22 protein-coding genes, 1 tRNA gene and 1 pseudogene are annotated in these 22,922 nt (G+C 59.5%); 20 read left to right on the top strand and 4 right to left on the bottom strand.

Annotated features, from left to right (window positions below; translation table 11 throughout):
* Nucleotides 1-71 precede the first annotated feature (71 nt).
* Nucleotides 72-1,871, bottom strand: a complete 1,800-nt coding sequence (locus AX768_RS09665; protein WP_061999775.1) for a class I SAM-dependent DNA methyltransferase — start codon at nucleotides 1,869-1,871, stop codon at nucleotides 72-74.
* Between the two features lie 220 nt (nucleotides 1,872-2,091).
* On the opposite strand from AX768_RS09665, the gene AX768_RS31955 reads away from it, so the two are divergent.
* Nucleotides 2,092-3,339 (top strand): IS4 family transposase, encoded by a 1,248-nt coding sequence (locus AX768_RS31955; RefSeq protein WP_062000554.1) that lies wholly within the window; start codon nucleotides 2,092-2,094, stop codon nucleotides 3,337-3,339.
* Here the strand turns inward: AX768_RS31955 and AX768_RS09655 are convergent.
* Together AX768_RS09655 and AX768_RS09650 are read right to left on the bottom strand one after the other, a co-directional pair.
* The gene (locus tag AX768_RS09655) at nucleotides 3,267-4,436 is read right to left on the bottom strand and encodes a type IIL restriction-modification enzyme MmeI (protein ID WP_155524220.1); all 1,170 of its coding nucleotides are present in this window, start codon (nucleotides 4,434-4,436) and stop codon (nucleotides 3,267-3,269) included. The two genes, AX768_RS31955 and AX768_RS09655, sit on opposite strands and share 73 nt — an antisense overlap.
* A 401-nt stretch (nucleotides 4,437-4,837) precedes the next feature.
* Nucleotides 4,838-7,015, bottom strand: coding sequence for a malate synthase G (locus AX768_RS09650; RefSeq protein WP_061999772.1), 2,178 nt, complete (start codon nucleotides 7,013-7,015; stop codon nucleotides 4,838-4,840).
* Between the two features lie 263 nt (nucleotides 7,016-7,278).
* Here AX768_RS09650 and AX768_RS09645 point away from each other — a divergent pair, with 263 nt between their 5' ends.
* The 17 genes and pseudogenes from AX768_RS09645 (at nucleotide 7,279) to AX768_RS09570 (ending at nucleotide 20,146) form a co-directional block, all read left to right on the top strand.
* Entirely contained in the window at nucleotides 7,279-7,983 is a 705-nt protein-coding gene (locus AX768_RS09645) for a glutathione binding-like protein (protein ID WP_062000909.1), read from the top strand.
* 262 nt (nucleotides 7,984-8,245) lie between these two features.
* On the top strand, nucleotides 8,246-8,404 hold the full coding sequence (locus tag AX768_RS09640; RefSeq protein ID WP_061999771.1) for a periplasmic nitrate reductase, NapE protein: 159 nt from the start codon (nucleotides 8,246-8,248) through the stop codon (nucleotides 8,402-8,404).
* Nucleotides 8,405-8,455: 51 nt separating this feature from the next.
* Nucleotides 8,456-8,791: a chaperone NapD gene (locus tag AX768_RS09635; RefSeq protein WP_061999770.1), complete on the top strand. Its 336-nt coding sequence runs from the start codon at nucleotides 8,456-8,458 to the stop codon at nucleotides 8,789-8,791.
* Nucleotides 8,763-11,266: pseudogene (gene napA, locus AX768_RS09630) on the top strand (periplasmic nitrate reductase subunit alpha). Before AX768_RS09635 ends, napA begins: the two are co-directional and overlap by 29 nt.
* 10 nt (nucleotides 11,267-11,276) lie before the next feature.
* The gene (locus AX768_RS09625; RefSeq protein ID WP_061999769.1) at nucleotides 11,277-11,783 is read left to right on the top strand and encodes a nitrate reductase cytochrome c-type subunit; all 507 of its coding nucleotides are present in this window, start codon (nucleotides 11,277-11,279) and stop codon (nucleotides 11,781-11,783) included.
* Nucleotides 11,784-11,792: 9 nt separating this feature from the next.
* On the top strand, nucleotides 11,793-12,407 hold the full coding sequence (locus AX768_RS09620) for a NapC/NirT family cytochrome c (RefSeq protein ID WP_061999768.1): 615 nt from the start codon (nucleotides 11,793-11,795) through the stop codon (nucleotides 12,405-12,407).
* A gap of 11 nt (nucleotides 12,408-12,418) precedes the next feature.
* Nucleotides 12,419-13,114 (top strand): cytochrome c biogenesis heme-transporting ATPase CcmA, encoded by a 696-nt coding sequence (gene ccmA / locus AX768_RS09615; protein ID WP_061999767.1) that lies wholly within the window; start codon nucleotides 12,419-12,421, stop codon nucleotides 13,112-13,114.
* Nucleotides 13,102-13,770 carry a heme exporter protein CcmB gene (ccmB, locus tag AX768_RS09610; protein WP_061999766.1) on the top strand — a complete coding sequence of 223 codons (669 nt, stop codon included), beginning with the start codon at nucleotides 13,102-13,104 and terminating at the stop codon, nucleotides 13,768-13,770. Before ccmA ends, ccmB begins: the two co-directional genes overlap by 13 nt.
* A gap of 7 nt (nucleotides 13,771-13,777) precedes the next feature.
* On the top strand, nucleotides 13,778-14,494 hold the full coding sequence (gene ccmC, locus AX768_RS09605; RefSeq protein WP_061999765.1) for a heme ABC transporter permease CcmC: 717 nt from the start codon (nucleotides 13,778-13,780) through the stop codon (nucleotides 14,492-14,494).
* A 25-nt stretch (nucleotides 14,495-14,519) separates the two neighbouring features.
* Nucleotides 14,520-14,699 (top strand): hypothetical protein, encoded by a 180-nt coding sequence (locus AX768_RS09600; protein ID WP_061999764.1) that lies wholly within the window; start codon nucleotides 14,520-14,522, stop codon nucleotides 14,697-14,699.
* Nucleotides 14,696-15,157, top strand: a complete 462-nt coding sequence (gene ccmE / locus AX768_RS09595) for a cytochrome c maturation protein CcmE (protein ID WP_061999763.1) — start codon at nucleotides 14,696-14,698, stop codon at nucleotides 15,155-15,157. The genes AX768_RS09600 and ccmE overlap by 4 nt, the downstream gene beginning before the upstream one ends.
* Nucleotides 15,154-17,196, top strand: coding sequence for a heme lyase CcmF/NrfE family subunit (locus AX768_RS09590; protein ID WP_061999762.1), 2,043 nt, complete (start codon nucleotides 15,154-15,156; stop codon nucleotides 17,194-17,196). Before ccmE ends, AX768_RS09590 begins: the two co-directional genes overlap by 4 nt.
* A complete protein-coding gene (locus tag AX768_RS09585) occupies nucleotides 17,193-17,732 on the top strand; it encodes a DsbE family thiol:disulfide interchange protein (RefSeq protein ID WP_061999761.1) in 540 nt (179 codons plus the stop codon). Before AX768_RS09590 ends, AX768_RS09585 begins: the two co-directional genes overlap by 4 nt.
* On the top strand, nucleotides 17,725-18,189 hold the full coding sequence (locus tag AX768_RS09580) for a cytochrome c-type biogenesis protein (protein WP_082778794.1): 465 nt from the start codon (nucleotides 17,725-17,727) through the stop codon (nucleotides 18,187-18,189). Before AX768_RS09585 ends, AX768_RS09580 begins: the two co-directional genes overlap by 8 nt.
* Nucleotides 18,186-19,247: a c-type cytochrome biogenesis protein CcmI gene (ccmI, locus tag AX768_RS09575; protein ID WP_061999760.1), complete on the top strand. Its 1,062-nt coding sequence runs from the start codon at nucleotides 18,186-18,188 to the stop codon at nucleotides 19,245-19,247. Before AX768_RS09580 ends, ccmI begins: the two co-directional genes overlap by 4 nt.
* Nucleotides 19,172-19,363 carry a hypothetical protein gene (locus AX768_RS34425; RefSeq protein WP_442857232.1) on the top strand — a complete coding sequence of 64 codons (192 nt, stop codon included), beginning with the start codon at nucleotides 19,172-19,174 and terminating at the stop codon, nucleotides 19,361-19,363. The genes ccmI and AX768_RS34425 overlap by 76 nt, the downstream gene beginning before the upstream one ends.
* A 51-nt stretch (nucleotides 19,364-19,414) precedes the next feature.
* Nucleotides 19,415-20,146: a ribonuclease HI family protein gene (locus tag AX768_RS09570; RefSeq protein ID WP_082778793.1), complete on the top strand. Its 732-nt coding sequence runs from the start codon at nucleotides 19,415-19,417 to the stop codon at nucleotides 20,144-20,146.
* On the opposite strand, the gene AX768_RS09565 is transcribed toward AX768_RS09570, so the two are convergent.
* The gene (locus AX768_RS09565; RefSeq protein ID WP_061999759.1) at nucleotides 20,086-20,817 is read right to left on the bottom strand and encodes an SDR family oxidoreductase; all 732 of its coding nucleotides are present in this window, start codon (nucleotides 20,815-20,817) and stop codon (nucleotides 20,086-20,088) included. The genes AX768_RS09570 and AX768_RS09565 overlap by 61 nt on opposite strands.
* Nucleotides 20,818-21,137: 320 nt before the next feature.
* On the opposite strand from AX768_RS09565, the gene AX768_RS09560 reads away from it, so the two are divergent.
* On the top strand, nucleotides 21,138-22,682 hold the full coding sequence (locus AX768_RS09560; RefSeq protein WP_061999758.1) for a peptide MFS transporter: 1,545 nt from the start codon (nucleotides 21,138-21,140) through the stop codon (nucleotides 22,680-22,682).
* 91 nt (nucleotides 22,683-22,773) lie between these two features.
* Nucleotides 22,774-22,850 (top strand) — tRNA-Met (locus AX768_RS09555).
* The last annotated feature ends 72 nt before the right edge of the window (nucleotides 22,851-22,922 follow it).

The raw sequence follows: 22,922 nt of genomic DNA, 5'->3' as shown, positions 1-22,922 counted from the left end.
GCGATTCCTTGAGCTAACGGGTTCTGCCTCTTCCGCAGTTCATTTTTTGCCCAAGCGGGGGCTCCAATAGTTTACTCACTGCTGGTCTTCTTTGCTTTTGCTGGCATTCGTGTTCTTGTCTTTTCTGTTGGCAGCAAACTTGTCAGGGCCTGATAGCGCTCGAACAAGAAGGCAACCCGCAATGCATCGGCTCGACCAGACTTGTATTGATAAGCGGCATCCACGGCGCGGTCGTTTACTTCATGAGCTTTGCGCAACTCGATGGGCATGGTCAACGGATCATATAAGTCAGCGAGCGATGAATCCGAGTGAAGTGCCCTCGCATTCAGAATTCCTTGACCGGTGGCCTCAAGTAGCAGTCGTTGTTCATCAGTTGGTTCCGGCCAAGGAAAGTTGTTGTAGACGATGGTTGCGGAATAGCGATAATCGCTTTTCAGCCGGCCACATACTGCGCGCATCCATGCGTTGTGCATTGTGCTGTTTAGGATAGCGAAGTGGAAGTTTGTAGCTTTCGGCATAGTCAGAACCAAATTGGTCGCGACAACATCTGGCGCAACATATCCGATTGGAACAAAGTCGCGACGTTCAGATGAAACGTTTGGTATCAACAAGTAGGGCGAGGACGGTTGCCGTATTTTTTGAAATAGCGCCGGCGTGCCGGCATCTCTCTGGGTCTGCAAGTCAACGCTTGCGAGACGCATCTTTCTCACAGCTTCTACGCGTCGGTACACGTCGGAGACGGATCGAAGGTCTGCTGGAGAAACATTAACTAGCCACAGGCACCAACGGGGCAGATTGTTGATGAACTCTTCGGCGCCCATTAGACGGCGAATCCATCGTTCCGACCTTGGTTGGGACAAAATCAATGCTGCCCTCTCTTCGTCGGACAAGATCAGATTGCCGCCCTCGGTGGGCTTGCTCCCGTTCACAAGTTCGGGCACCGCACATATAGGCGTGCGCCGGTTGCTTAGAATGATATCGGGCGCGTCCACAAGATATGGATTTATTCGTGTTGCCTGGATAGCGCGTCCACCACTACTGGCTTCAACGGAGTGGTCGTAAATGGTACACAAATCGGGTTGGGACAAGCCAAATCCAATGATGACGCAGTGCACGGCGGCGTTGCCTTTACCCTCGTTCGTCCACCTAAAAGTCCGATGCGCAAAATGGATCTTCATGCCGTGTTTCAAGAGCGTCGGCCACAACACAGAGACTTGTTCGCCCTGCGTAATCGAATTCGTCGATACAAAGGCTGCGTTGATTGCCGAGTTTCCGTTTAGATATTTAAGCGCGAGCACGTACCAAGCAGCAACGTAGTCGAGTACGCCTGCATTCCTAAGGGTGTGACATACCGCGGCTAGATCCGATCTTTGTTCGGAAGTCTGATATGTTTTTCCAACAAAAGGCGGATTACCCATGACAAAGCTGCAACGCGCCGGAGGCAAAACATCTGCCCAATCAAGGCGCAGCGCATTCGCACAATGAATATGCGGCGCATCCATCAACGGCACAGTTGGTCGCGTGTTGCCAAACCGTTCGGCCGCTTCCAAATTCATTTGGTGATCGGTAATCCACAGCGCGACACGAGCAATATGTGCTGCAGCCTGGTCAATCTCAATGCCATAAAACTGGCTGACGCGTACGCGACATAGCGTCGAAACATCAAGTAGACCACGGCCCCGGTCGAAGTCGAACAGTTCCGCAATGACCTCGTTTTCAAGGCGTCGCAACTCGCGGTAAGCGATGACAAGGAAATTGCCACATCCACAAGCTGGATCCAGGAAGTTGAGTGTTGGCAACTTGTCGTAGAGCGATTGCAGGCGCGGCTTGCTGCGCCGTGCTGACTTCAACTCTTGACGAAGATCGTCCATGAATAGCGGGTCGATCACACGCAGGATATTGCGCTCTGAAGTGTAATGGGCACCGAGTTCGCGACGACTCGACTGTCGACTGTCGGATGGTGTGTGCGCTTCCAGCACCCAATCCACCAAAGTTAAGGATTCCGTACATTAAATTATAAATAGATCAAAAACCGCTTGACACACCTCAAAAAGCGCGTCGCGCAGTGAGATTTTTTCCTCATTGGCGACCATGTCTCTTCCCGCTTTTTTTACCGATCTTGCCGCGCGATTGCAGTCGGCCGAGTTTCTCCAAATAGCCCGGCATTCCGAACATCCCGGCGCGTTTACGCGTCATCGCAAGTTGCCCTTGCCCTCTCTGGTCGCGTTACTACTCACCGGCATGCGCATGAGCGTACAGGCTGAACTCGATGTGTTCTTCGCCCATCTACGGCAACAAGCGCAGCTGGTGCGCCACGTCTCTGAGCAAGCCTTCGCGCAAGCGCGCGCCAAGCTATCCTTGCGCGCCCTCCCGCAGCTCAACGACTGGGTGATCGAGCGCGCCGAACATTATGGTTTTATACCGCGCTGGCGTGGTTTGCGACTGGTCGCCGCCGATGCCTCCACCATGCGCTTCGGTCTGCGGGCCAGCCATGTCAAGCGCGCGGCGCTGGCCGATCAAATCGCCTTTGGCCTGTTTCTCCCCGGCGCCGAATTGATGCTTGCCGCCTCGCTGCACAGCGTTCATGAGCGTGGCGAGCGGCAGATGTTGTTCGAACATCTCCATCGCCTCTCCAGCACCGATTTGCTGCTCCTCGACCGAGGCTATCCTTGCCGCTGGCTGGTGGCCGTGTTGAACCAGCTTCAACTTCCGTTTTGCATGCGTGTCGATTCCTCCGGGTTTGCTTGCGTGCGCAAATTCCTGCGCTCCGGACTGCTGGAACAGATCGTCACGCTGGGCGCTCCCAATTGCCGCGACGCGCGCGACTACGAGTGCCCGCGCGAACCTCAAACGGTGCGCCTGGTCCGCCACGTCGCCCCGAACGGCAATGTGCGCGTCCTGATGACCACCTTATTCGACTCGGTACGCTTTCCCGCCAGTTGCTTCGGTGACCTCTACCATCAGCGCTGGCGAATAGAAGAAGCATTCAAACGACTCAAGCATCGCCTCAATCTAGAACACGTCTCCGGTCTGTCCCAGCAGGCCGTCGTACAAGATGTCGCGGCCAAGGTCGTGACCGACAACTTGCAGGCATTGACCACGCTGACCGCCCACTGCCACGCCGAACTGCCCGCATCACAGCGCATCAACCGGGCCTATGTCCACACCGCCCTTAAGCCTTTGCTGCCCGCGTTGCTGCTCGGGATGAAGGTCGAAAAACTACTCCATAACGTGCTGCGCCTGGTCGCTCAGCAGACCTATCGTCATCAAGAAAATCTGTCAAAACCACGCAGCAAGAAACCGAAACCCCATAAACCCATGACCCAAAAACATTGTTGATGAAATGTTCTTTTCTTAACTTCGGTGGATTGTTCCAGCACCCCCTGAAACATCGCTCCAAAAATAGCTGGACTGATTCCGCTCCAATCAAGATCTGCGCATTGAATCACCATCTCGCGCATAGCGCTGCTGAACGCGGGAATGCGCGTGCGCTCAGAAAATAGATTTCCGTTGATGTAGCTGAATCCCAAGAGCGCTTCATCTAGATTCGCCTGGCGTTCGTCATCTGGCGTGTCCAGCACATCGAACAACTCAAATAGTCTTGCGCCGGTATCGCGACCATCCTCGCGGGTGCTTTCTATCAGACAACGCATTTGCCCATCGGCACCGAAAATGCCAGTGTCATCAGCGAAGAAACAAAAGAGCAGTCGAGTCAGGAAAAGCTCGAGCTCACGTCCTCTAAAGTTTGATCGCAACAGAGCTTCATGAAGTTTCGAGACCGCGTAGGCCGCTTGTCGATTGACAGGCGATTCCTCCATGATCTTCGGTGACGCAGGACCTTCGAGTAAAAAGCTGAACCAACCAGCCCGCTTTGGCAGATCTTTCAAGGCGCATTCGCTTGTCGTTCCGGACAGCAGGTCGTACAGCCGAAAACGCGCGAAATCGGACGTGACGATGTATCGAGGGCGTTCCCTTTCTGGAAGCGCCATAAAGTAGTCGGCTGCTTGCGTGAAAGCCGAATCCAGATTTTTGTTGCGACTCTTGTGCTCAACAATGAGTAGACCAGGAATAAAGCTATCAATGAAGCCACGAGCCCCGTCTAGTTTGTCTACTGCCTTTTCATAGATCGTCGTGGACTCAGGTCTGATCCCATAGCATTCGTAGAAGCGCGCCCAGAAAAGTTTGGCATCAGCATTCTCACGGGTTGCGTTTTTCCATTGCTGGGAGAATGTCGAGAGGCGTTTTCGAATCTCGTTGAACGATAAATCGCCATTGAAGGCTGCTGGCAAAGCTTCAATGTTAATTGACGTTGTGACCGATTTTTTTTCTCGCTTGCCTCCTCTGTCGGAAAATTCGTCCTTACAAGTACTAAGCCCCAGGTTTGCTTCACCAAAAATGTCAGCACAGCCATCGAATGCGCGTTCTGTCTCGTTCACGACTACGACCTTTCTTATTTTGATTAGGTCGAACATCAAGCCGCAATAACGAGTTCATCTCCATCAGACCAGGCTGAAAGATATTTAAGAAAAATTAATATTTAAGGAAAGATCGCAAATGAAAAGCGCGCCGGACTTCGTGAAGCGCATTGCTGTTTAGTGCTTTGGTTTGTGTGACCGGAGCCCGAAAGTGCTAGTTGTATAACTGTTGAGGACGCGCATTGATCGCCGCGTTGGTCCGTGCGGCGAGGACCAACGAAACTCGATCAAGCTTTCAAATTTGTCCGAAGAACGCACGCGTCCCAGGCATCGGTTCTTCGGGAGCCGATCTCATTGGGTCTTAGGACTCGCTGAAATCGCGCAGTGACGCGCAAATCCAGCGAATCTTTGGCGCAGGGCTACTACCCCCGCAACCCCTTCACTTCCAGCCGGAACTTATGCAGCAACGGTTCCGTGTACCCGCTCGGCTGGGCGCGCCCTTCAAACACCAGTGCCTTTGCCGCCTTGAACGCCAGCGAGGTCTCGAAGTGCCCGGCCATCGGCTGGTAGTACGGATCGCCGTCGTTCTGCGCATCGACCACTTTCGCCATGCGCTCGAACGTTTCGTTCACCAACGCCTCCGACACGACCCCGTGATACAGCCAGTTCGCAATGTGCTGGCTCGAGATGCGCAACGTCGCGCGATCCTCCATCAAGCCGATATCGTGAATATCCGGCACCTTCGAGCATCCCACACCCTGGTCGACCCAACGCACTACGTAACCCAGAATCCCCTGGGCGTTGTTCTCGATCTCCTGGCGAATCTCTGCATCGGACCACTCGGCCTTTTCAACGACAGGAATGGTCAGCAAGCCATCGAGCAACGCGTCACGCGCGCTGTCGTATCCTGTCTTCTCGAGCGCCTGCTGCACGGCCTGAACATCGACCTGATGGTAATGCAGCGCATGCAGCGTAGCCGCCGTTGGCGAGGGCACCCATGCGGTGTTCGCGCCGGCCTTCGGATGAGCGATCTTCTGCTCGAGCATCGCATGCATCAGGTCGGGCATCGCCCACATGCCCTTGCCGATTTGCGCACGCCCGCGCAGTCCCGAACTCAACCCCGCGAGCACGTTATTGCGCTCGTAAGCCGTGATCCATGCCGACGATTTCATGTCGCCTTTTCGCATCATGGGACCGGCTTCCATGGCGGTGTGCATTTCGTCGCCGGTGCGATCGAGGAAACCCGTGTTGATGAACGCGACCCGCGCCGATGCCGCCGCAATGCACGCCTGCAGGTTGACGCTCGTGCGGCGCTCCTCGTCCATGATGCCCATCTTGATGGTGTTTCGCGGCAAACCAAGCAGGTCTTCGACGCGGCCAAAAAGCTCATCGGAGAAAGCGACTTCGGCCGGGCCGTGCATCTTCGGCTTGACGATGTAAATCGAGCCCGTGCGCGAATTAAGCTTGTTTTTCAGGTCGTGCACGGCGCCGAGCGATGTCATCACGGCATCAAGAATGCCTTCCGGAATCTCATGTCCATCGCGATCGACCACGGCCGGGTTCGTCATCAGATGCCCGACGTTGCGAATGAAGAGCAGCGAGCGGCCATGCAGCTTGACCGTCGAGCCATCGGGCGCGGTGTATTCGCGATCGGCGTTCAGGCGGCGCGTGAACGTCTTTCCGTTCTTCGTCACGTCTTCGGCCAGATCGCCCTTCATGAGGCCAGTCCAGTTGCGGTAGAGCTGGACTTTGTCGGCGGCATCGACGGCGGCGACCGAGTCTTCGCAGTCGATGATCGTCGAGACTGCCGCTTCCATCAGCACGTCTTTCACGTGCGCGGAATCCGTCTTGCCGATGGAATCCGCGGCGTCGATCTGGATCTCGAAGTGCAGGCCGTGATGCTTGAGGAGGATGGCCGACGGCGCGTTTGCATCGCCCTGGAAGCCGATGAACTGCTCCGGCGATTGCAACGCTGACGATCCGTTTTTCAGCGTGACGGCGAGCTTGCCGCCTTCCACGCGATACGCGGTTGCATCGGCATGCGAACCGTTCGCGAGCGGCGCGGCTTCGTCGAGGAAAGCACGGGCGCGCGCGATGACCTTCGCGCCGCGAGCCGGGTTGAACTGCCTGGTGCGCTCGGCGCCGTCGGTGTCGGGGATCGCGTCGGTGCCGTAGAGCGCGTCGTACAGACTGCCCCAGCGCGCATTTGCGGCGTTGAGCGCGTAACGTTGATTCGAAAGAGGCACGACGAGTTGCGGGCCGGCCTGCGTCGCGATTTCCGTATCGACGTTCTGGGTCGTCGCTTTCACGGCCGTGCTCGACGGGACGATGTACCCGATGCTTTCCAGGAATCCGCGGTACGCCTTGAGATCACGCACCGGGCCGGGATTCGCCTTGTGCCATGTGTCGAGTTCCGCCTGCAGCCGGTCGCGCTCGGCGAGCAGCGCACGGTTTTTCGGCGCAAGGTCGTGGACGAGGGCATCGAAACCTTTCCAGAACGCTTCGCTTTCGATGCCGACGCCCGACAGCGCCTCGTCATCGACGTACCTGGCGAGCACGTCCGCCACCTGCAAACCGTTTCGCTTAATCATTTGACTCATGAGTATCTCCAGCTCTGTTTGTATTCGTCGCGATGCAGCATTGTAATTGCCATCATGTTAACGCTTCTTGGCCCAATCGACCGGTTGGTGACGTTGTAAAGGGCGTGGAGGATCGCCTCTACGAGTTCGCCGACGTCCGGCGCGCGAAGACAAGCAAAGCCGGAATGACTATATTTGTCGTCCTGTACGCTGTAATTGACCGATCAATCCATGCAGGCGGCGCATCATTGCCGCTGTTCAATGTTTATCGTTCAGAGGATTCCATGACCGAGTTGTCCGCGTTCCCCATCACGGCAAAATGGCCGGCGCAGCATCCCGAGCGGCTGCAGCTTTATTCGCTGCCGACGCCCAACGGCGTCAAGGTCTCTATCATGCTGGAGGAGACCGGCCTGCCGTACGAGCCGCATCTGGTGAGCTTCGAGACGAATGACCAGACGTCGCCGGCGTTTTTATCGCTGAATCCGAACAACAAGATTCCGGCGATCATCGATCCGGACGGACCGGACGGCAAACCGCTCGGGCTGTTCGAATCGGGCGCGATCCTGCTTTATCTCGCCGATAAAACCGGCCAGTTCATACCGAAGGACGCCGCGGGCCGTTACGAGACGATCCAGTGGGTGATGTTCCAGATGGGCGGAATCGGCCCGATGTTCGGCCAGCTTGGTTTCTTCAACAAGTTTGCGGGCAAGGATTACGAGGACAAGCGTCCGCGCGACCGGTACGTGGCGGAATCGAAGCGTCTCCTGGGTGTGGTCGAGCAGCGGCTCGCCGGCCGGAAATGGATCATGGGCGACGAATACACGATTGCGGACATTGCGAGTTTTCCGTGGATTCGCAACCTGATCGGTTTTTATGAGGCGGGAGATCTGGTGGGCATCGAAAACTTCCCGAACGTGAAACGTGTGCTGGCTGCGTTCGTGGCGCGGCCTGCAGTCGACAGAGGCTTGAACATTCCGAAGCGGGGTTGATGTTTTCAGGTTCCCCGAGGCGGCTCCCATGCCGCCTCTTTTCGTATTCGATGCCCTGATTAATAAGCAATCGCGAGATAATAAAAGATCTTGTTCCTCGCATTGTTATTAAAATAAAAACGCCGAAATGATCGGCTTGACGTCGCGGTTACCAAAATAATAAACCGCTTGACGCTTTTCTCTCCTGCGCCAACAATCAATCTCACAACGGCATCTCAATAACACCGCTTCAATTGCACGTGTTTTTAACGTCGGCATAATCATGACCAAAACCGAAACGTCCCCTCAAAAGACGGAAGAGCTGCGCAGCTTCCTGTTCCTGACCGTCGTGATGGTTCCGGTTCTGACGATCATGTTCGTTGCTGCGTATGGTTTTGTGGTCTGGTTTTACCAAATGGCGATCGGTGGTCCGCCTCATTGACTTATTTGTAAATTAAACCGTTTAACGTTACACAACGACAGGAGTCGGGTTATGTCTGCACGCCTGAAAAACGCGTTCCTTGAAATGGCTTTAATTCCCGAATCGCATATTGCGGGAATCGTCGTTCATGCAAGTAAGTTGGATCTGGAAAAAATCAAGCAGGCTATTTCAATGTTTCCCGGTTCCGAGATTCACGCAATCAGTCCGGAAGGAAAAATGGTAGTGACGCTTGAAGCGGACCGGTCGGGTGTTCTCGCTGACCAGATAGACGCCATTCATGCAATGCAGGGCGTGTATTCGGCATCGCTCGTATATCAGCATCACGAAGACGTGGCCGCGCTCGATGAGGAGATCCGGAATGAGCCTGACGCGTCGAAGCTTTATTAAACAGACGGCTGCGGCCACGGCGGCATCCGCTGCGGGGATGGCGCTCCCCGCGTTCGCCTCGGGTGTGGACCGGATGGCGGGCGCCGTTGCCGACACCGAAGTGAAATGGTCGAAAGCGCCGTGCCGTTTCTGCGGAACGGGCTGCGGCGTGAGCGTGGGTGTGAAAGGCGGCAAGGTGGTCGCGACGCAGGGCGATCCACAAGCGGAAGTGAATCGCGGGCTGAACTGCGTGAAGGGCTATTTCCTCTCGAAGATCATGTACGGCGAGGACCGGCTGACCACGCCCCTGTTGCGGATGAAGGACGGCAAATACGCGAAGGACGGCGAATTCACGCCGGTTTCGTGGGACCGCGCATTCGCCACGATGGCCGAGCAGTTCAAACGTGTGTTGAAGGAGAAAGGTCCGACAGCCGTCGCCATGTTCGGCTCGGGACAATGGACGGTTTTCGAAGGCTATGCGGCGTTGAAACTCATGAAGGCGGGGTTCCGTACGAACAACCTGGATCCGAACGCGCGGCATTGCATGGCGTCGGCCGTGACGGGTTTCATGCGCACGTTCGGCATGGACGAGCCAATGGGCTGTTACGACGATATCGAACAAGCCGATGCCTTCGTGCTGTGGGGATCGAATATGTCGGAGATGCATCCTATCCTCTGGACGCGCGTGACGGACCGCAGGATGAGCGCGCCGAAGACGAAGGTCGCGGTGCTCTCCACGTTCGAGCATCGCAGTTTCGACCTGGCCGATTACCGCGTGATCTTCACGCCGCAATCCGATCTCGCGATCCTGAATTACATCGCGAACGTGATCATCAAGACGAATTGCGTGCACAAGGATTTCGTCGCGAAACACGTCACGTTCAAGGAAGGTAACGCGGACATTGGCTATGGGCTGCGTCCCGAACATCCGCTGCAGAAGGCCGCTAAAAATGCGGGCGATCCGAACGGCTCGAAGCCGATCGACTTCGATACCTTCGCGCGTTTTGTATCGAAGTACGACGCGGATTACGTGACGAAGCTGTCGGGGGTATCGAAGGTGAAACTCGACCAGCTCGCCGAGCTTTATGCCGACCCGAACATCAAGGTGATGTCGTTCTGGACCATGGGCTTCAACCAGCATACGCGCGGCACGTGGGCGAACAACATGATCTACAACCTGCATCTCTTGACAGGCAAGATCTCGACGCCCGGCAACAGTCCGTTCTCGTTGACGGGGCAGCCGTCGGCGTGCGGAACGGCGCGCGAGGTCGGGACGTTTTCGCATCGGCTGCCGGCGGACATGGTGGTCACGAATCCGGAGCACCGGGAGCACGCGGAGCAGATCTGGAAGCTGCCGCCCGGCACGATCCAGCCCAAGCCCGGTTATCACGCGGTGCTGCAGAACCGCATGTTGAAGGACGGCAAGCTGAACGCGTACTGGGTCATGTGCAACAACAATGTCCAGGCGGGCGCAAACCTGAACGAAGAGACGCTTCCGGGATATCGGAATCCGGACAACTTCATCGTGGTATCCGATGTTTATCCGACCGCAACAGCGGTTTCGGCCGACCTTGTCCTGCCTGCGGCGATGTGGGTCGAGAAGGAAGGCGCCTATGGCAACGCCGAGCGCCGCACTCAGTTCTGGCACCAACTCGTCGATGCACCCACCGGCGCCCGTTCGGACCTGTGGCAACTGGTTGAGTTCTCGAAGCACTTCAAGGTCGAGGAAGTCTGGCCGGCCGAGCTGATTGCAACGAAGCCCGAACTGAAAGGCAAGACGCTTTACGACGTGCTTTTCCGAAACGGACAAGTCGACAAATATTCGCTGAAGGAAACGAGCGCGCATTACGAAAACAGTGAAGCAAAGGCGTTCGGCTTCTATCTGCAGAAGGGCCTCTTCGAGGAATACGCGAGTTTCGGCCGGGGCATGGCCACGACCTCGCACCCTTCGATGCATATCACGAAGCGCGTGGAATTCGCTGGCCCGTGGTGAACGGCCACGAAACCCGCTGGCGCTACAAGGAAGGATCGGACCCGTACGTCAAGGTGGGAACAGGCTATCAGTTCTACGGCAACAAGGATGGCCGCGCGGTGATTTATGCATTGCCCTATGAACCACCGCCCGAGGCGCCGGACAAGGAGTTCCCGTTCTGGCTGGCAACGGGGCGTGTGCTCGAACACTGGCATTCGGGGTCCATGACGCGGCGCGTGCCGGAGCTGTATCGGGCGTTTCCGAACGCCGTGTGTTTCATGCATCCGGACGATGCAAAAGCGCTCGGCCTGCGCCGCGGCGTGGAAGTGAAGGTGATGTCGCGACGCGGTTTTGTCCGTACGCGTATCGAGACGCGCGGGCGCGACAAGCCGCCTCGCGGACTCGTGTTCATCCCCTGGTTCGATGCAAGCCAACTGGTCAACAAACTTACGCTGGACGCAACCGATCCGATATCGCTTCAGACTGACTACAAGAAGTGCGCAGTCAAGATCGTCAAGGTCTGAGGAGGCAGTCATGCGATCGCTGACCGTGATTGACGTATTCATCGCCGTGAGTCTTTTTGTGTTTTCGCAGGCGGCGCCGGCGCAACCGGTGATTCCCGCCGAACCGTTTCACGACGCCATGCGCGGCACGACGCCTGTCGATGAAGAGGCGAAACCGCCGTTGATTGCCCCAACCGAAAATAAGGATGTGATCCGTGGCCGCGCCTATGCACAGCAGCCGCCGACGATCCCGCACAAGATCGACGGCTATCAACTCGACAAGGACGCCAACCGCTGCCTTGCGTGCCATGCGCGTAGCCGCGCGGCCGAGAGCGGAGCGGTGCCCATCGGCATATCGCATTACGTCAACCGAGACAATGCCACGCTCGGAAGTCTCTCGCCGAGGCGCTACTTCTGCACGCAGTGTCATGTCACGCAAGCCGACGCGAAGCCGCTTGTCGGCAACACGTTCACGGATGTGGAAGATGTGCGCGTCGCGCCCGGGCCTGCCGCGCCGCAGCCGGCCGGCAAGAAGTAGGAGCACGCGATGTTCGGCCTGATCAGGCGATATTGGCAAACGATCAACCGGCCCAGTACGTACTACAGCCTGGGCTTTCTCACGCTCGGCGGGTTTATTGCCGGTGTGGTGTTCTGGGGTGCGTTCAATACGGCGCTCGAAATGACGAGCACCGAGGCGTTTTGCACGGGTTGCCACGAAATGCATGACAACACGTTCGCCGAGCTGAAAGGCACGATCCATTACAGCAACCGCAGCGGCGTGCGGGCGATCTGTTCGGACTGCCATGTACCGCACAACTGGACGGACAAGATTGCCAGAAAGATGCAGGCGTCGAAGGAAGTCTGGGCAAAAGTGTTCGGCTCGGTCAACACGCGCGAAAAGTTCCAGGACAAGCGGCTGGAACTCGCCGAGCACGAATGGCGCCGGTTCAAGGCCAACGATTCTCTGGAATGCCGTAACTGCCATTCCTTCGAGTCGATGGACTTCACGCGCCAGAGTCCGCGGGCACAGAACGCGCATCAGCGCTTCCTTGCTACGGGCGAGAAGACGTGTATCGATTGTCACAAGGGCATTGCGCATGAACTACCGGACATGACGCAGGCAATGCGGGATCAACAGTTGCGCGAAGCGCGTCCAAAGTGAGGGCACTATCGATGAATCAAGATCTGTTTATCAAGCCGGATTCCGGGCCAGCCAGTCGCAACAATGCGGTGTTGTCCGTCGATAAACTCGGCTTCGACCGCGCCGGGGAAATGCTGTTCAGCAACGTGGCTTTCGATGTGGACGCCGGCCAGGTGCTGCAGATCCACGGTCCCAACGGCAGCGGCAAGACCACGTTGTTGCGCGTGCTCGCCGGTCTGTTGCGGCCGAGCGCGGGCACCATCCGCTGGCGTGGCAGGGATGCGCATGCGCATCCCGAATCGTGGCGCCAGTCGCTCGCGTATCTCGGGCATCTGAACGGCGTCAGCGACGAACTCACCGCAGCCGAAAACCTTGCCTTCAGTTCGGTGCTGGGCGATGTCGCGGAAGAGCGTGTCGAGGTCGAAGAGGCGGCGCTCAAGAGCGTGGGCCTCGACCGGTATCGGGATGCCATTGTGCGGGGACTCTCGCAGGGGCAAAAGCGCCGGCTTGCGATCTCGCGCCTGCTGCTTGAACACAAGCCGCTGTGGCTGCTCGACGAACCCGCCGCCGCGCTCGACGAAGAGTCGTCCGGCGTGCTCGAGGACGTAATCAAGGGCCATCTGGAGCGCGGCGGGATCGTGCTGATGACCACGCACAAGCTGATCACCACGTCACCCTCGGCCACGCGCAATCTGTACTTCGAACCGAGCGGCCGATGCTCAGACTGACCGTGCGCATTGTCCAACGCGAGCTTGCGCTGACCTGGCGCAGGCGGACTTCGGCGCTTGGCTGTCTGCTGTTCTTCGTGATCGCAGCGAGCCTCTTTCCGTTGGCTGTCGGCGCCGAGTCCGCGCTGCTCCAGACAATCGCGCCGGGCGTGTTATGGATTACGGCATTATTTGCCGCGATGCTCTCGCTCGCGCGTTTGTTCGGCCCTGATTTCGCCGATGGCGCTCTCGACCAGATGCTGCTTTCGCCGCAATCATTGCTCGCGATGGTCATGGCGAAGATCGGCGCGCACTGGCTCACGAGCGGCTTCGCGCTCGTGTTGCTGGCGCCCGTCATGGCGCTTCAATACGGTCTTTCCTTCAATGCGGTCTGCCGCCTCACGCTGGCGTTGTTGATCGGTACGCCGGTGCTGAGTCTCATCGGTTCGGTGGGTGCGGCGCTTACGCTCGGCGTGCGCGGCGGCGGCATGCTGCTCGCCGTCCTCGTGTTGCCGCTGGAAACGCCGGTGCTGATCTTTGGCGCGAACGCCGCCGATTCATCGCGTACCGATGGATGGTCGGCCGCGAACTTTTCCCTTCTCGGCGCGGGCCTGCTCGCAGCCCTTGCGTTGTGTCCTGTCGCGACCGCCGCAGCCTTGCGGATTTCCGCCGAATGAACCTGACATGATCTCCACACTTGCTCAAGCTGGCTGGTTGCGCTACGCGTCGCCGAGACCGTTTCATCGGCTGGCGGGAAAGATGATTCCCGGCTTCGCAATCGCGGCGATTCTATTTGTCATGCCCGGCATTCAGATTGCGCTGTTTGTCGCGCCCACCGACGCCGTGCAAGGCGATGTATATCGCATCATGTTCGTGCACGTGCCTGCCGCATGGATGTCGATGCTGCTCTACGTGGTGATGGCCGCCTACGCCGGGCTCGGCCTCGTTCTCAACGCACGTCTTTCCGCGATGATGGCCCGCGCCATCGCGCCGACCGGTGCTCTTTTCACCGCGCTCGCACTGGTCACGGGCGCGCTCTGGGGCCGCCCGACGTGGGGTGCGTGGTGGGTATGGGACGCGAGGCTCACGTCCGAACTGATCCTGCTGTTTCTTTACCTGGGCTTCATGTCGCTGCATGGCGCCATCGACGATACCCGCCGCGCCGATCGCGCCTGCGCCGTGCTCGCGCTGGCGGGCGTGGTGAACATCCCGGTCATCTATTTTTCGGTGCAGTGGTGGTACACGCTGCATCAGGGCGCGTCGCTTTCCTTTGGCAGCGGCGTGTCCATGGACGCGTCCATGCTCGCGGGCATTCTCGTCATGACGCTTGCCCTCTGGTGCTATGCAATCGCGATCGTGCTCGTGCGTGTGCGGCGGATCATCGACGAACGTGAGTTCTGAATGAACGGGAAAAGGGGAGAAGGCCATGAACGTACTGAACAGTTCCAACGGGGACCTCTGGTATCTATGGGTCGCGTTCGATATCACCTTTCTCGTGCTGGCCGTTGAAATTGCAATCACCATCAATGTGGGCCGGAAGCATCGACGGCGCGATCGTATTGTCCGGCCACGCACCCGCACGAGCACGCTCACGGAGAGACCGTGAAGGGGCGCACGCGGCGGGCGTGCGGCGTCGCCGCCGGGCTGGTGACGCTCGGCGGCGCGGCGGCGCTGGTGCTGAACGCGTTCAATTCCAACGTGATGTTCTTCGTCACGCCGAGCCAGCTCGTGGCTGACAGCATGGCGCACACGGCGCGGCTGCGCGTGGGCGGTCTTGTCGAGCACGGGTCGGTCGAGCGCGATGCGAGCGGCCTGACCGTGCGTTTCATGATCACCGATACCGCCCGCGAGATTCCCGTCGAGTATCGCGGCGTGCTGCCTGACCTGTTTCGTGAGGGCAAAGGCGTGGTCGCGCAAGGGCGTTTGTCGCCGGAGGGTGTGTTCGTGGCGGACCAGATACTCGCCAAGCACGATGAAAACTACATGCCGCCCGAAGCCGTCGAGGCCGTCAGGCGCGCCCGCCCTGCCATGAAGATATCGGACAAGACAGGAGCCCTTCGATGATCCCCGAACTCGGCCAGTTCGCGCTGATCGTCGCACTGCTGCTCGCGGTGACGTGCGGCGTGCTGCCGCTGATCGGCGCGGCGCGCGGCATTCCCGGCTGGATGCGCAGCGCGTGGCCGCTGGCGCGGGGGCAGAGTGCATTCGTCGCGATGGCGTTTGCGTGCCTGGCGGTATCGTTTGTCAACGATGATTTTTCGGTCGCGTACGTCGCGTCGAATTCCAACTCCATGTTGCCGCTCGCGTATCGTTTCGCCGCCGTCTGGGGCGGACATGAAGGCTCGTTGCTGCTCTGGACGTTGCTGTTGACGGTCTGGATGACCGCTGTCTCCATCTTCAGCAGACAGCTTCCCGTGCCGATGGTCGCACGCGTGCTCGGCGTCATGAGCTGGATCGACGCAGGGTTCCTGGCGTTCATGCTGTGGACATCGAATCCGTTCATCCGTCTTTTGCCCCCCGCCATGGACGGCCGCGACCTCAATCCCTTGCTGCAAGACCCCGGCATGGTCTCGCATCCGCCGATCCTGTACATGGGCTACGTAGGTTTCGCGGTAGCGTTTTCGTTCGCCGTATCGGCCTTGCTGTCAGGCGAACTCGATGCCACCTGGGCGCGCTGGTCTCGCCCGTGGACCACTGCCGCGTGGACCTTCCTCACGCTCGGCATCATGCTCGGCAGCGCCTGGGCGTATTACGAACTCGGCTGGGGCGGCTGGTGGTTCTGGGACCCCGTGGAGAACGCATCGTTCATGCCGTGGCTCGCAGGCACGGCGCTGATGCACTCGCTCGCCGTCACCGACAAACGCGGCAGCTTTCGCGCATGGACCGTGCTGCTCGCCATCTGCGCGTTTTCGCTGAGTTTGCTCGGCACGTTCCTCGTGCGTTCGGGCGTGATTACATCGGTCCACGCATTCGCGACCGATCCCACGCGCGGACTCTTCATTCTCGTGTTCCTCTCGATAGTGACCGGCGGCGCGTTGCTGCTGTTCGCGTGGCGCGCGCCGAAGATCGGTTTGGGCGCGGGCTTCGCGCTGGTATCGCGGGAGTCCTTGCTGTTGTCGAACAATGTCGTGCTGATGGTGGCGGCCGCTTCCGTGCTGCTAGGCACGTTGTATCCGCTTGCGCTCGACGTGCTCGGGCTCGGCAAGATATCCGTCGGTGCGCCGTATTTCGACGCCGTATTCGTGCCCCTCATGACGCCCGCCGTTTTCCTGATGGGCATCGGCCCCATCGCTCGATGGAAATCCGCACGCCTGCCGCATATCGCCGTCCGGCTTTGCTGGGCGGCACTGGTGAGCGTGGCGTCAGCGGTGGCGGTGCCGTTGCTCACCGGCGGGTGGAGACCGCTGGTCGCATTGGGAATCGGGCTTGCCGTGTGGTGCGCAACAGCGACGCTGACCGCGCTTGTCGTGGGCATCGCTGAACAGCGCGGAGCGTTTTTCATGCGGTTCATCCGCATGCCGCGCGGCTTTTACGGCATGCTCGCCGCGCATCTGGGCGTGGGCGTTTTTATCGCGGGCGTGACGTTCGTCAAAGGCTATGAAAGTGCCGGCGATGGCCGACTCGATGTTGGCCAGTCGATCAGCGCCGGCGGTTATACGTTTCGCTTCGATGGCACCAAGGCGGTCAATGGTCCGAACTATCGTGCGTTGCGGGCCACGGTCGAGGTGAGCCGGGATGGAGCGGTCGTCGCTGTCATGCATCCGGAGAAACGCTTCTTCGTGATCCAGAAGACGACCATGACCGAAGCCGCCGTCGACCGTGCGCCCTTGCGCGATCTCTACGTCGCACTTGGCGATGCCGCCGCCGACAGCCCGACTGCGTGGACGTTACGCGTACAGGTCAAACCGTTCGTGGACTGGATCTGGGCGGGCTGCCTCCTGATGGCGCTCGGCGGCTTGCTCGCGGCGAGTGACCGGCGGTATCGGCTGGCGGTGCGAGCGCGGCGCGAAGCGTCCTCCACTTCCGCGGAGACCGCACGCAGCCGCCTTCAGGCACAGTCCGCGATCTTGCAGCAGCGCATGCCGGGGAGACGCGCCAAGTGAAACGTTTTTTGCTGCCGCTAATCTTTTTCGCGGGTTTGAGCGCGGTGCTGGCGGCATCGTTATCGAACGATCCGCGACGGTTGCCGTCGGCGTTGATCGGCAAGAGCGCGCCTTCGTTCAATCTTCCGCGTCTGGACAATCCCGGCAGGAACCTCTCGCCCGATACCTTGCGCGGCGACGTGTGGATCATGAACGTATGGGCGTCGTGGTGCGAATCCTGTCGCGATGAACACGCGCTGCTGATCTCGCTCGCGGGCAAGAACGTCGTGCCCATTTATGGCCTCGACTACAAGGACGAGCCTGAAGCTGCGCGACAATGGCTGCGGCAGGCGGGCAATCCGTATATTGCAACCGTGGTGGATCGCTCGGGGCAGACGGGTATCAACTATGGCGTGTACGGCGTGCCCGAAACTTTCGTGATCGACCGGCAGGGCGTGATCCGTTTCAAGCGCTCGGGGCCGCTCACGCAGGCCGCGCTCGATACGCAAATCCTCCCGCTCGTTCGAATGCTGCAAAGCGAGGACTGCGATGAATAAGCTCGCGTCCCTGTTGTTGGTGTTCGGATGCCTCACGCAAAGCTGGGCCGATGCTGCGGAAGTCGTGCCGGACGCAAGTGCGAACCCGGATATGAAAGCGCGCGCATACCGGCTTGAATCGAATTTTCGATGCCTCGTCTGCCAGAATGAAACCATCGCGGATTCGACCGCCGATCTCGCTGCGGATCTTCGCGCGATTATCCGCGAGCAAGTCGAGCAGGGCGCCACCGACACACAAATCAGCGATTACATGGTGACGCGTTACGGCGACTTCGTGCTCTACGATCCGCCGTTCAAGACGCTGACCTGGGCACTCTGGCTCGGGCCTTTCGTTTTGCTCGTGCTTGGGTTCGCCGCACTTGTTCTCGTAGTGTCAGGCGGCAGGAAAAGGCCGCCGCCCGCACTCACCGACCTCGAGCGCAGACGCGCACGACGTCTTCTGGGAGGCCGGTTGTGATCACTTTCTGGATCGTCGCGGCCGCCATGCTGATCGCCGCGATCTTGTGCGCGGTCGTGCCGCTGATGCAGCGCGAACCCGCCGCGGATGCATATAGAAACCGCGCGCTGAACGTATCTCTGCATCGCTGCGAACTCGCCGATGCCACTCACGACCGGCTGGCAGGACTGATATCGGCCGATCAGCACGCCGCGGTGCGCAGCGAAATAGAACAGCGCGTTCTCGCCGATACCCGCACGCCCTCAGCGCTGTCGGTGATGCGCCCGCAGCGGCAAGGGACGGCCACGCGCGCGGCCACCAGTGCGCTCCTGATCGCGCTGTTTCCGGCGGCCGCGTGCGCGTTGTACCTGAAGCTTGGCCAGCCGGCCGCGCTCGATCTTGAAGACTCGTTCGGCGCATCGCACGACATGAGTTCCGCGTCGGTGGAAATGATGGTCTCGCGCCTGGCGTTCGGTTTGAAAAGCCGTGTGCCCGATCCCCGCGATGCCGCCAAATGGGCGACGTTGGCGCGCTCCTACATGGCGCTCGAGCGGCCATCGGATGCAGCGGCGGCTTATACACGCGCCGTAGCGCTCGACCCGGGCGATGCGCAACTACGCACCGACTTCGCTGACACGCTCGCAAGCGCCGACGAAGGCCGGCTCGACGGCCGCGCGTCCGATGAGATTGCGGCGGCACTGGCCATCGAACCGTCGAATCCGAAAGCGCTGGCTCTGGCGGCGTCGGCGGCGTTCGAGGCGCGGCGTTTTGCGATCGCGATCGCTTATTGGCGGCGTCTGATTTCCACACTCGATGCTGCGTCGCCGACTGCGGTCCAGGCGCAGAAGAATATCGATGAAGCGTTGAGCATGAGCGCCGTCACCGTGACGCTGCAACTCGCCGACGGCGTGCATGCCCCGCCCGATGCAACCGTGATTCTGAGCGCACACACGCAGGGTGCGGGGAACACGTTGCTGGCCGAGCGTCATTTATCCGGAGCGAATTGCCGGCCACGGTCATACTCGATGACACGTTTGCAATCAATCCCGCCGATTCGCTTTCCGCGTACCCGCAAGTGAGCGTTGAAGCGCGGGTCGTGACAGCGACGCCGGGGGAGAATCTCAGCGGGCAAACCAACGTCACGGGCGCCGAGAATCGTCGTGCTGCGCTGGTGATCGCGGCGCCCCCAAGATAGGTTCGTCGAAAAAATTGTTAAGCTCGGCATTCGGCCACCTTATTTCCCGATATGTTCGAGTTCGACGAGCTGTTCCAGATTGCCTACAAACGCGAACGCGCGATGAGCCGGCGCCTGGCGAAGCTTACGGCGCTTTCCGCCCACGCCGCGTTGGCGCAGACGCTCGAAAAGTCGGCGGGCGCAGCAACGCTCGCAGATCTGGTGAAGGCGCGGCGTCTGGAAAGGGCAGCGGCGCTTCACGCTGCGCAGCTTCGGCGTGAAGAACGCTCGGCTGCCCGCGTGGTACGCCTCGCACGAAACCGGCAGCCTTCAACCCGCGATGCCACCGCGTGGCACGCGTGGTTCGACGGATCGGCGCATCCGAACCCGGGGAAGATCGGTATCGGCGGAATGCTCGAAAGTCCCGATGGCGAGGTCGTCACGATCAGCGCGATTGCCGGTCACGGCGATAGCTGCAAGGCTGAATATCTCGCGCTGATCGCGGTGCTCGAAGTGGCGTTATCGCAGCAACCGGCACCGGAAAAACTCGTCATTCACGGTGACAGTCAGGTTGTCATAGAAGACGTGTTGCGCGATGCGACCCGCAGCGCGCCCGCGCTCAGTTCCTACGCAACGCAAGCGCGTGGGCTGATCTCGCAACTCGCCGATGTTCGTCTTCAGTGGATCCCGCGCCACCGCAACACCGCGGCCGATGCATTGTCGCAAGAGGCCATTCGTGGCGATCACGCCAATTCGCGCACATCCGTCACGGGCGTTTCGCCGAACGCGTCGCTCAACGCATAGTCGAGCACTTTTCGCGCGGCGTCGGCGGGCGTGGAAAGCTGGCCGCTGCGCTTGAGGTCATCGAATTTTTCACGCAGCGGAAACGCATCCAGGCCCGTGCCGCGAATCTCGGCTTGCATGTCTGTATCGATAACCCCGGGCGCCACGCTGCCAATGCGCAACGCACGGTTGTGGTCCAGCGCGACGGCGCGTGCGTGGTGATCCAGCGCTGCTTTCGTCGCGCAATAGATGCTCCAGCCGGGATACGCATTGCGCGCGGCGCCGCTCGAAATATGCACGATCCGGCGGTCCAAAACGCTTGGCGCCGACGCCGCCACGGCCGCCGACAACATCAACGGCGCAGCCACGTTCAAACTCACGGACCGTCCGATCGCACCGACATCCTGTCCTTCGACAGGACCCACCGGCTGCAACATGCCCGCGTTGTTGATCAGCACCACGGTGTGCGCTCCGTCCACGAAACGCTTCAGCGCGCCCGTTTCAATCCACGTTTGCAGTGCGTTGATATCGGCGAGATCGAGTTCCACTTCCTTCAACAAACCCGATGCGTGCACCGCGCTCCGGGTGCGCGATACGCCCAGCACCGCAATGCCGCGAGCGATCAGCGTGTCGGCCAACGCTGCGCCAAGACCGCGAGTATGACCCGTGAGAATCGCCTTGATGGTGTTCATGTAATGCAATCCAGTGAGTGAGGCGAAGCAGGAAAGTTATCACGAGTTTCGAGCGTTCACAGCGCGCACACGGCAATCCGCGAAACGGCGCAACGCCGCCGCCCGATCGCACCGCGTCTTGACGATGGCCAATTGATTTGCATTGCTGCCGTCATCTCAAAATGTTGAACGCTGTATGTGCAAGGCTTTGCGACACATTTACCGATCGTGCTGGGATAATCGCCGCTCGCGATAAGTCGGACTCCTGCATGAATGAGTCAGGCCCAAACATTCCTTTAGTTTTAGTTCACGAGTGCTGTTGAACTTGATCGAGATTTACCATGATTTCACACTCGTCCGGCACGTCGCAGACGCGTTCATTTACGACTGTTTTCCTGATCGAGATGTGGGAACGTTTCGGCTATTACGGCATGGCCGCGTTGCTCGTCTTGTTCATGATCGACAAGATCGGTTTCACCGATGAACACGCGAACCTCACATGGGGCGCCTTCACGGCGCTCGTATTCTCCGCGCCGGCCATCGGCGGCTGGATCGGCGACAAGGTGCTCGGTGCGCGGCGCACCATGATCTTCGGCGCGTGCGTGCTGGCATCGGGATATCTGATGCTCGCGATTCCATTCGAATCGCTTGGCTATATGTATGCGGCGCTCGGCGTGATCGTGGTCGGCAACGGCTTGTTCAAGGCGAACGCGGCGAACCTCGTGCGGCGCATCTACGAGGGTGACGACGCGCGCCTCGACAGCGCATTCACCATCTACTACATGGCGGTGAACATCGGTTCGACCATTTCGATGCTCGCCACGCCGTGGATCAAGGATCATTGGGGCTGGCACGTCGCGTTTGCCGTGTGTTTCGCGGGCATGGTGCTGGGCCTGATCAACTTCGCGGTGATGCGCAATACGGTGGGGCACATCGGCTCGGCGCCCGACGATAAACCCATGCAATGGCGCTTCTTCGCCGCGGTCGCCGCAGGCGCCGTGGCGCTCGGCGTGGCGACCGTGTTCGTGCTTCAGAACGAACAGGTCGCGGCCATCTGCGTGTACGCGGCGGGCGCCGCCGTTCTCGTCATCTTCGGCTGGATGCTGATGAAGTGCGATCGCAGCGAACGCGCAGGCTTGCTTGCCGCATTGATCCTGACATTGCAGGTGATCCTGTTCTTCATCTTCTACCAGCAGATGTCGACTTCGCTCACCTTGTTCGCGCTGCGCAACGTGGATCCGTCGTTCACGCTCTTCAACATGACGCTGTTCTCGTGGAGCGCGGCGCAATTCCAGGCGCTCAATCCAATCTGGATCATGCTGCTGAGTCCGTTCCTCGCAATTGGCTACACGCGCCTCGCGAACAAGGGCCTCGACCTGCCGATCGCAGCGAAGTACGCGCTGGGTTTCGTCGTCGTGGCACTGGGCTTTTTTGTGTTCGCATTCAGCGGCCGATACGCAGTCGATGGCCGCGTGTCATCCTGGTTCATGGTCGCAGGCTACGGGCTCTATTCGCTCGGCGAATTGCTGGTCTCCGGTCTCGGCCTCGCGATGATCGCGCACTACGTTCCCATGCGAATGAGCGGGTTCATGATGGGCGCGTATTACATTGCGACCGGCGTGTCGCAGTATCTTGGCAGCGTGGTCGCCAACCTGGCGCGCATGCCATCGGGCGATCTCGGTCCGCTGCAATCACTGCCGCTTTATACGTCGCTGTTCATGGGTCTTGGCTGGGTCGCAGCGGGCGGGGCGGCGGTTGCGGTGGTGCTGCTGCCGCTTTTGAACCGTTTGTCGCGAGAGCATCGACGGTGTGTCGATGCCGCGCGTAACGGCGTCGATGCTTATCCGGCAAAGAAGCCGGCATCAGCGTCTGCGCCGACGCGCTAGATTCAAACGGCAGATTCGGCGCTGCTTCATCGAGCTGCAATAATCTTCGATTACGTTTGACCGCACATGCCCATCCCGCTATAATCTTTTTCGCGGGGTGGAGCAGTCTGGCAGCTCGTCGGGCTCATAACCCGAAGGTCGTAGGTTCAAATCCTACCCCCGCAACCAAAGATTCAAACGCACAAAGCCCGGTCTATCCGGGCTTTGTGCGTTTACGGCCGATTTTGGGCAGTCCAGTCT

The sequence above is a fragment of the Burkholderia sp. PAMC 28687 genome (genome assembly GCF_001577465.1).
Taxonomy (GTDB): domain Bacteria; phylum Pseudomonadota; class Gammaproteobacteria; order Burkholderiales; family Burkholderiaceae; genus Caballeronia.
The sequence above is the reverse complement of the archived record's forward strand: the minus strand, read 5'-3'. Positions and strand labels throughout refer to the sequence as shown.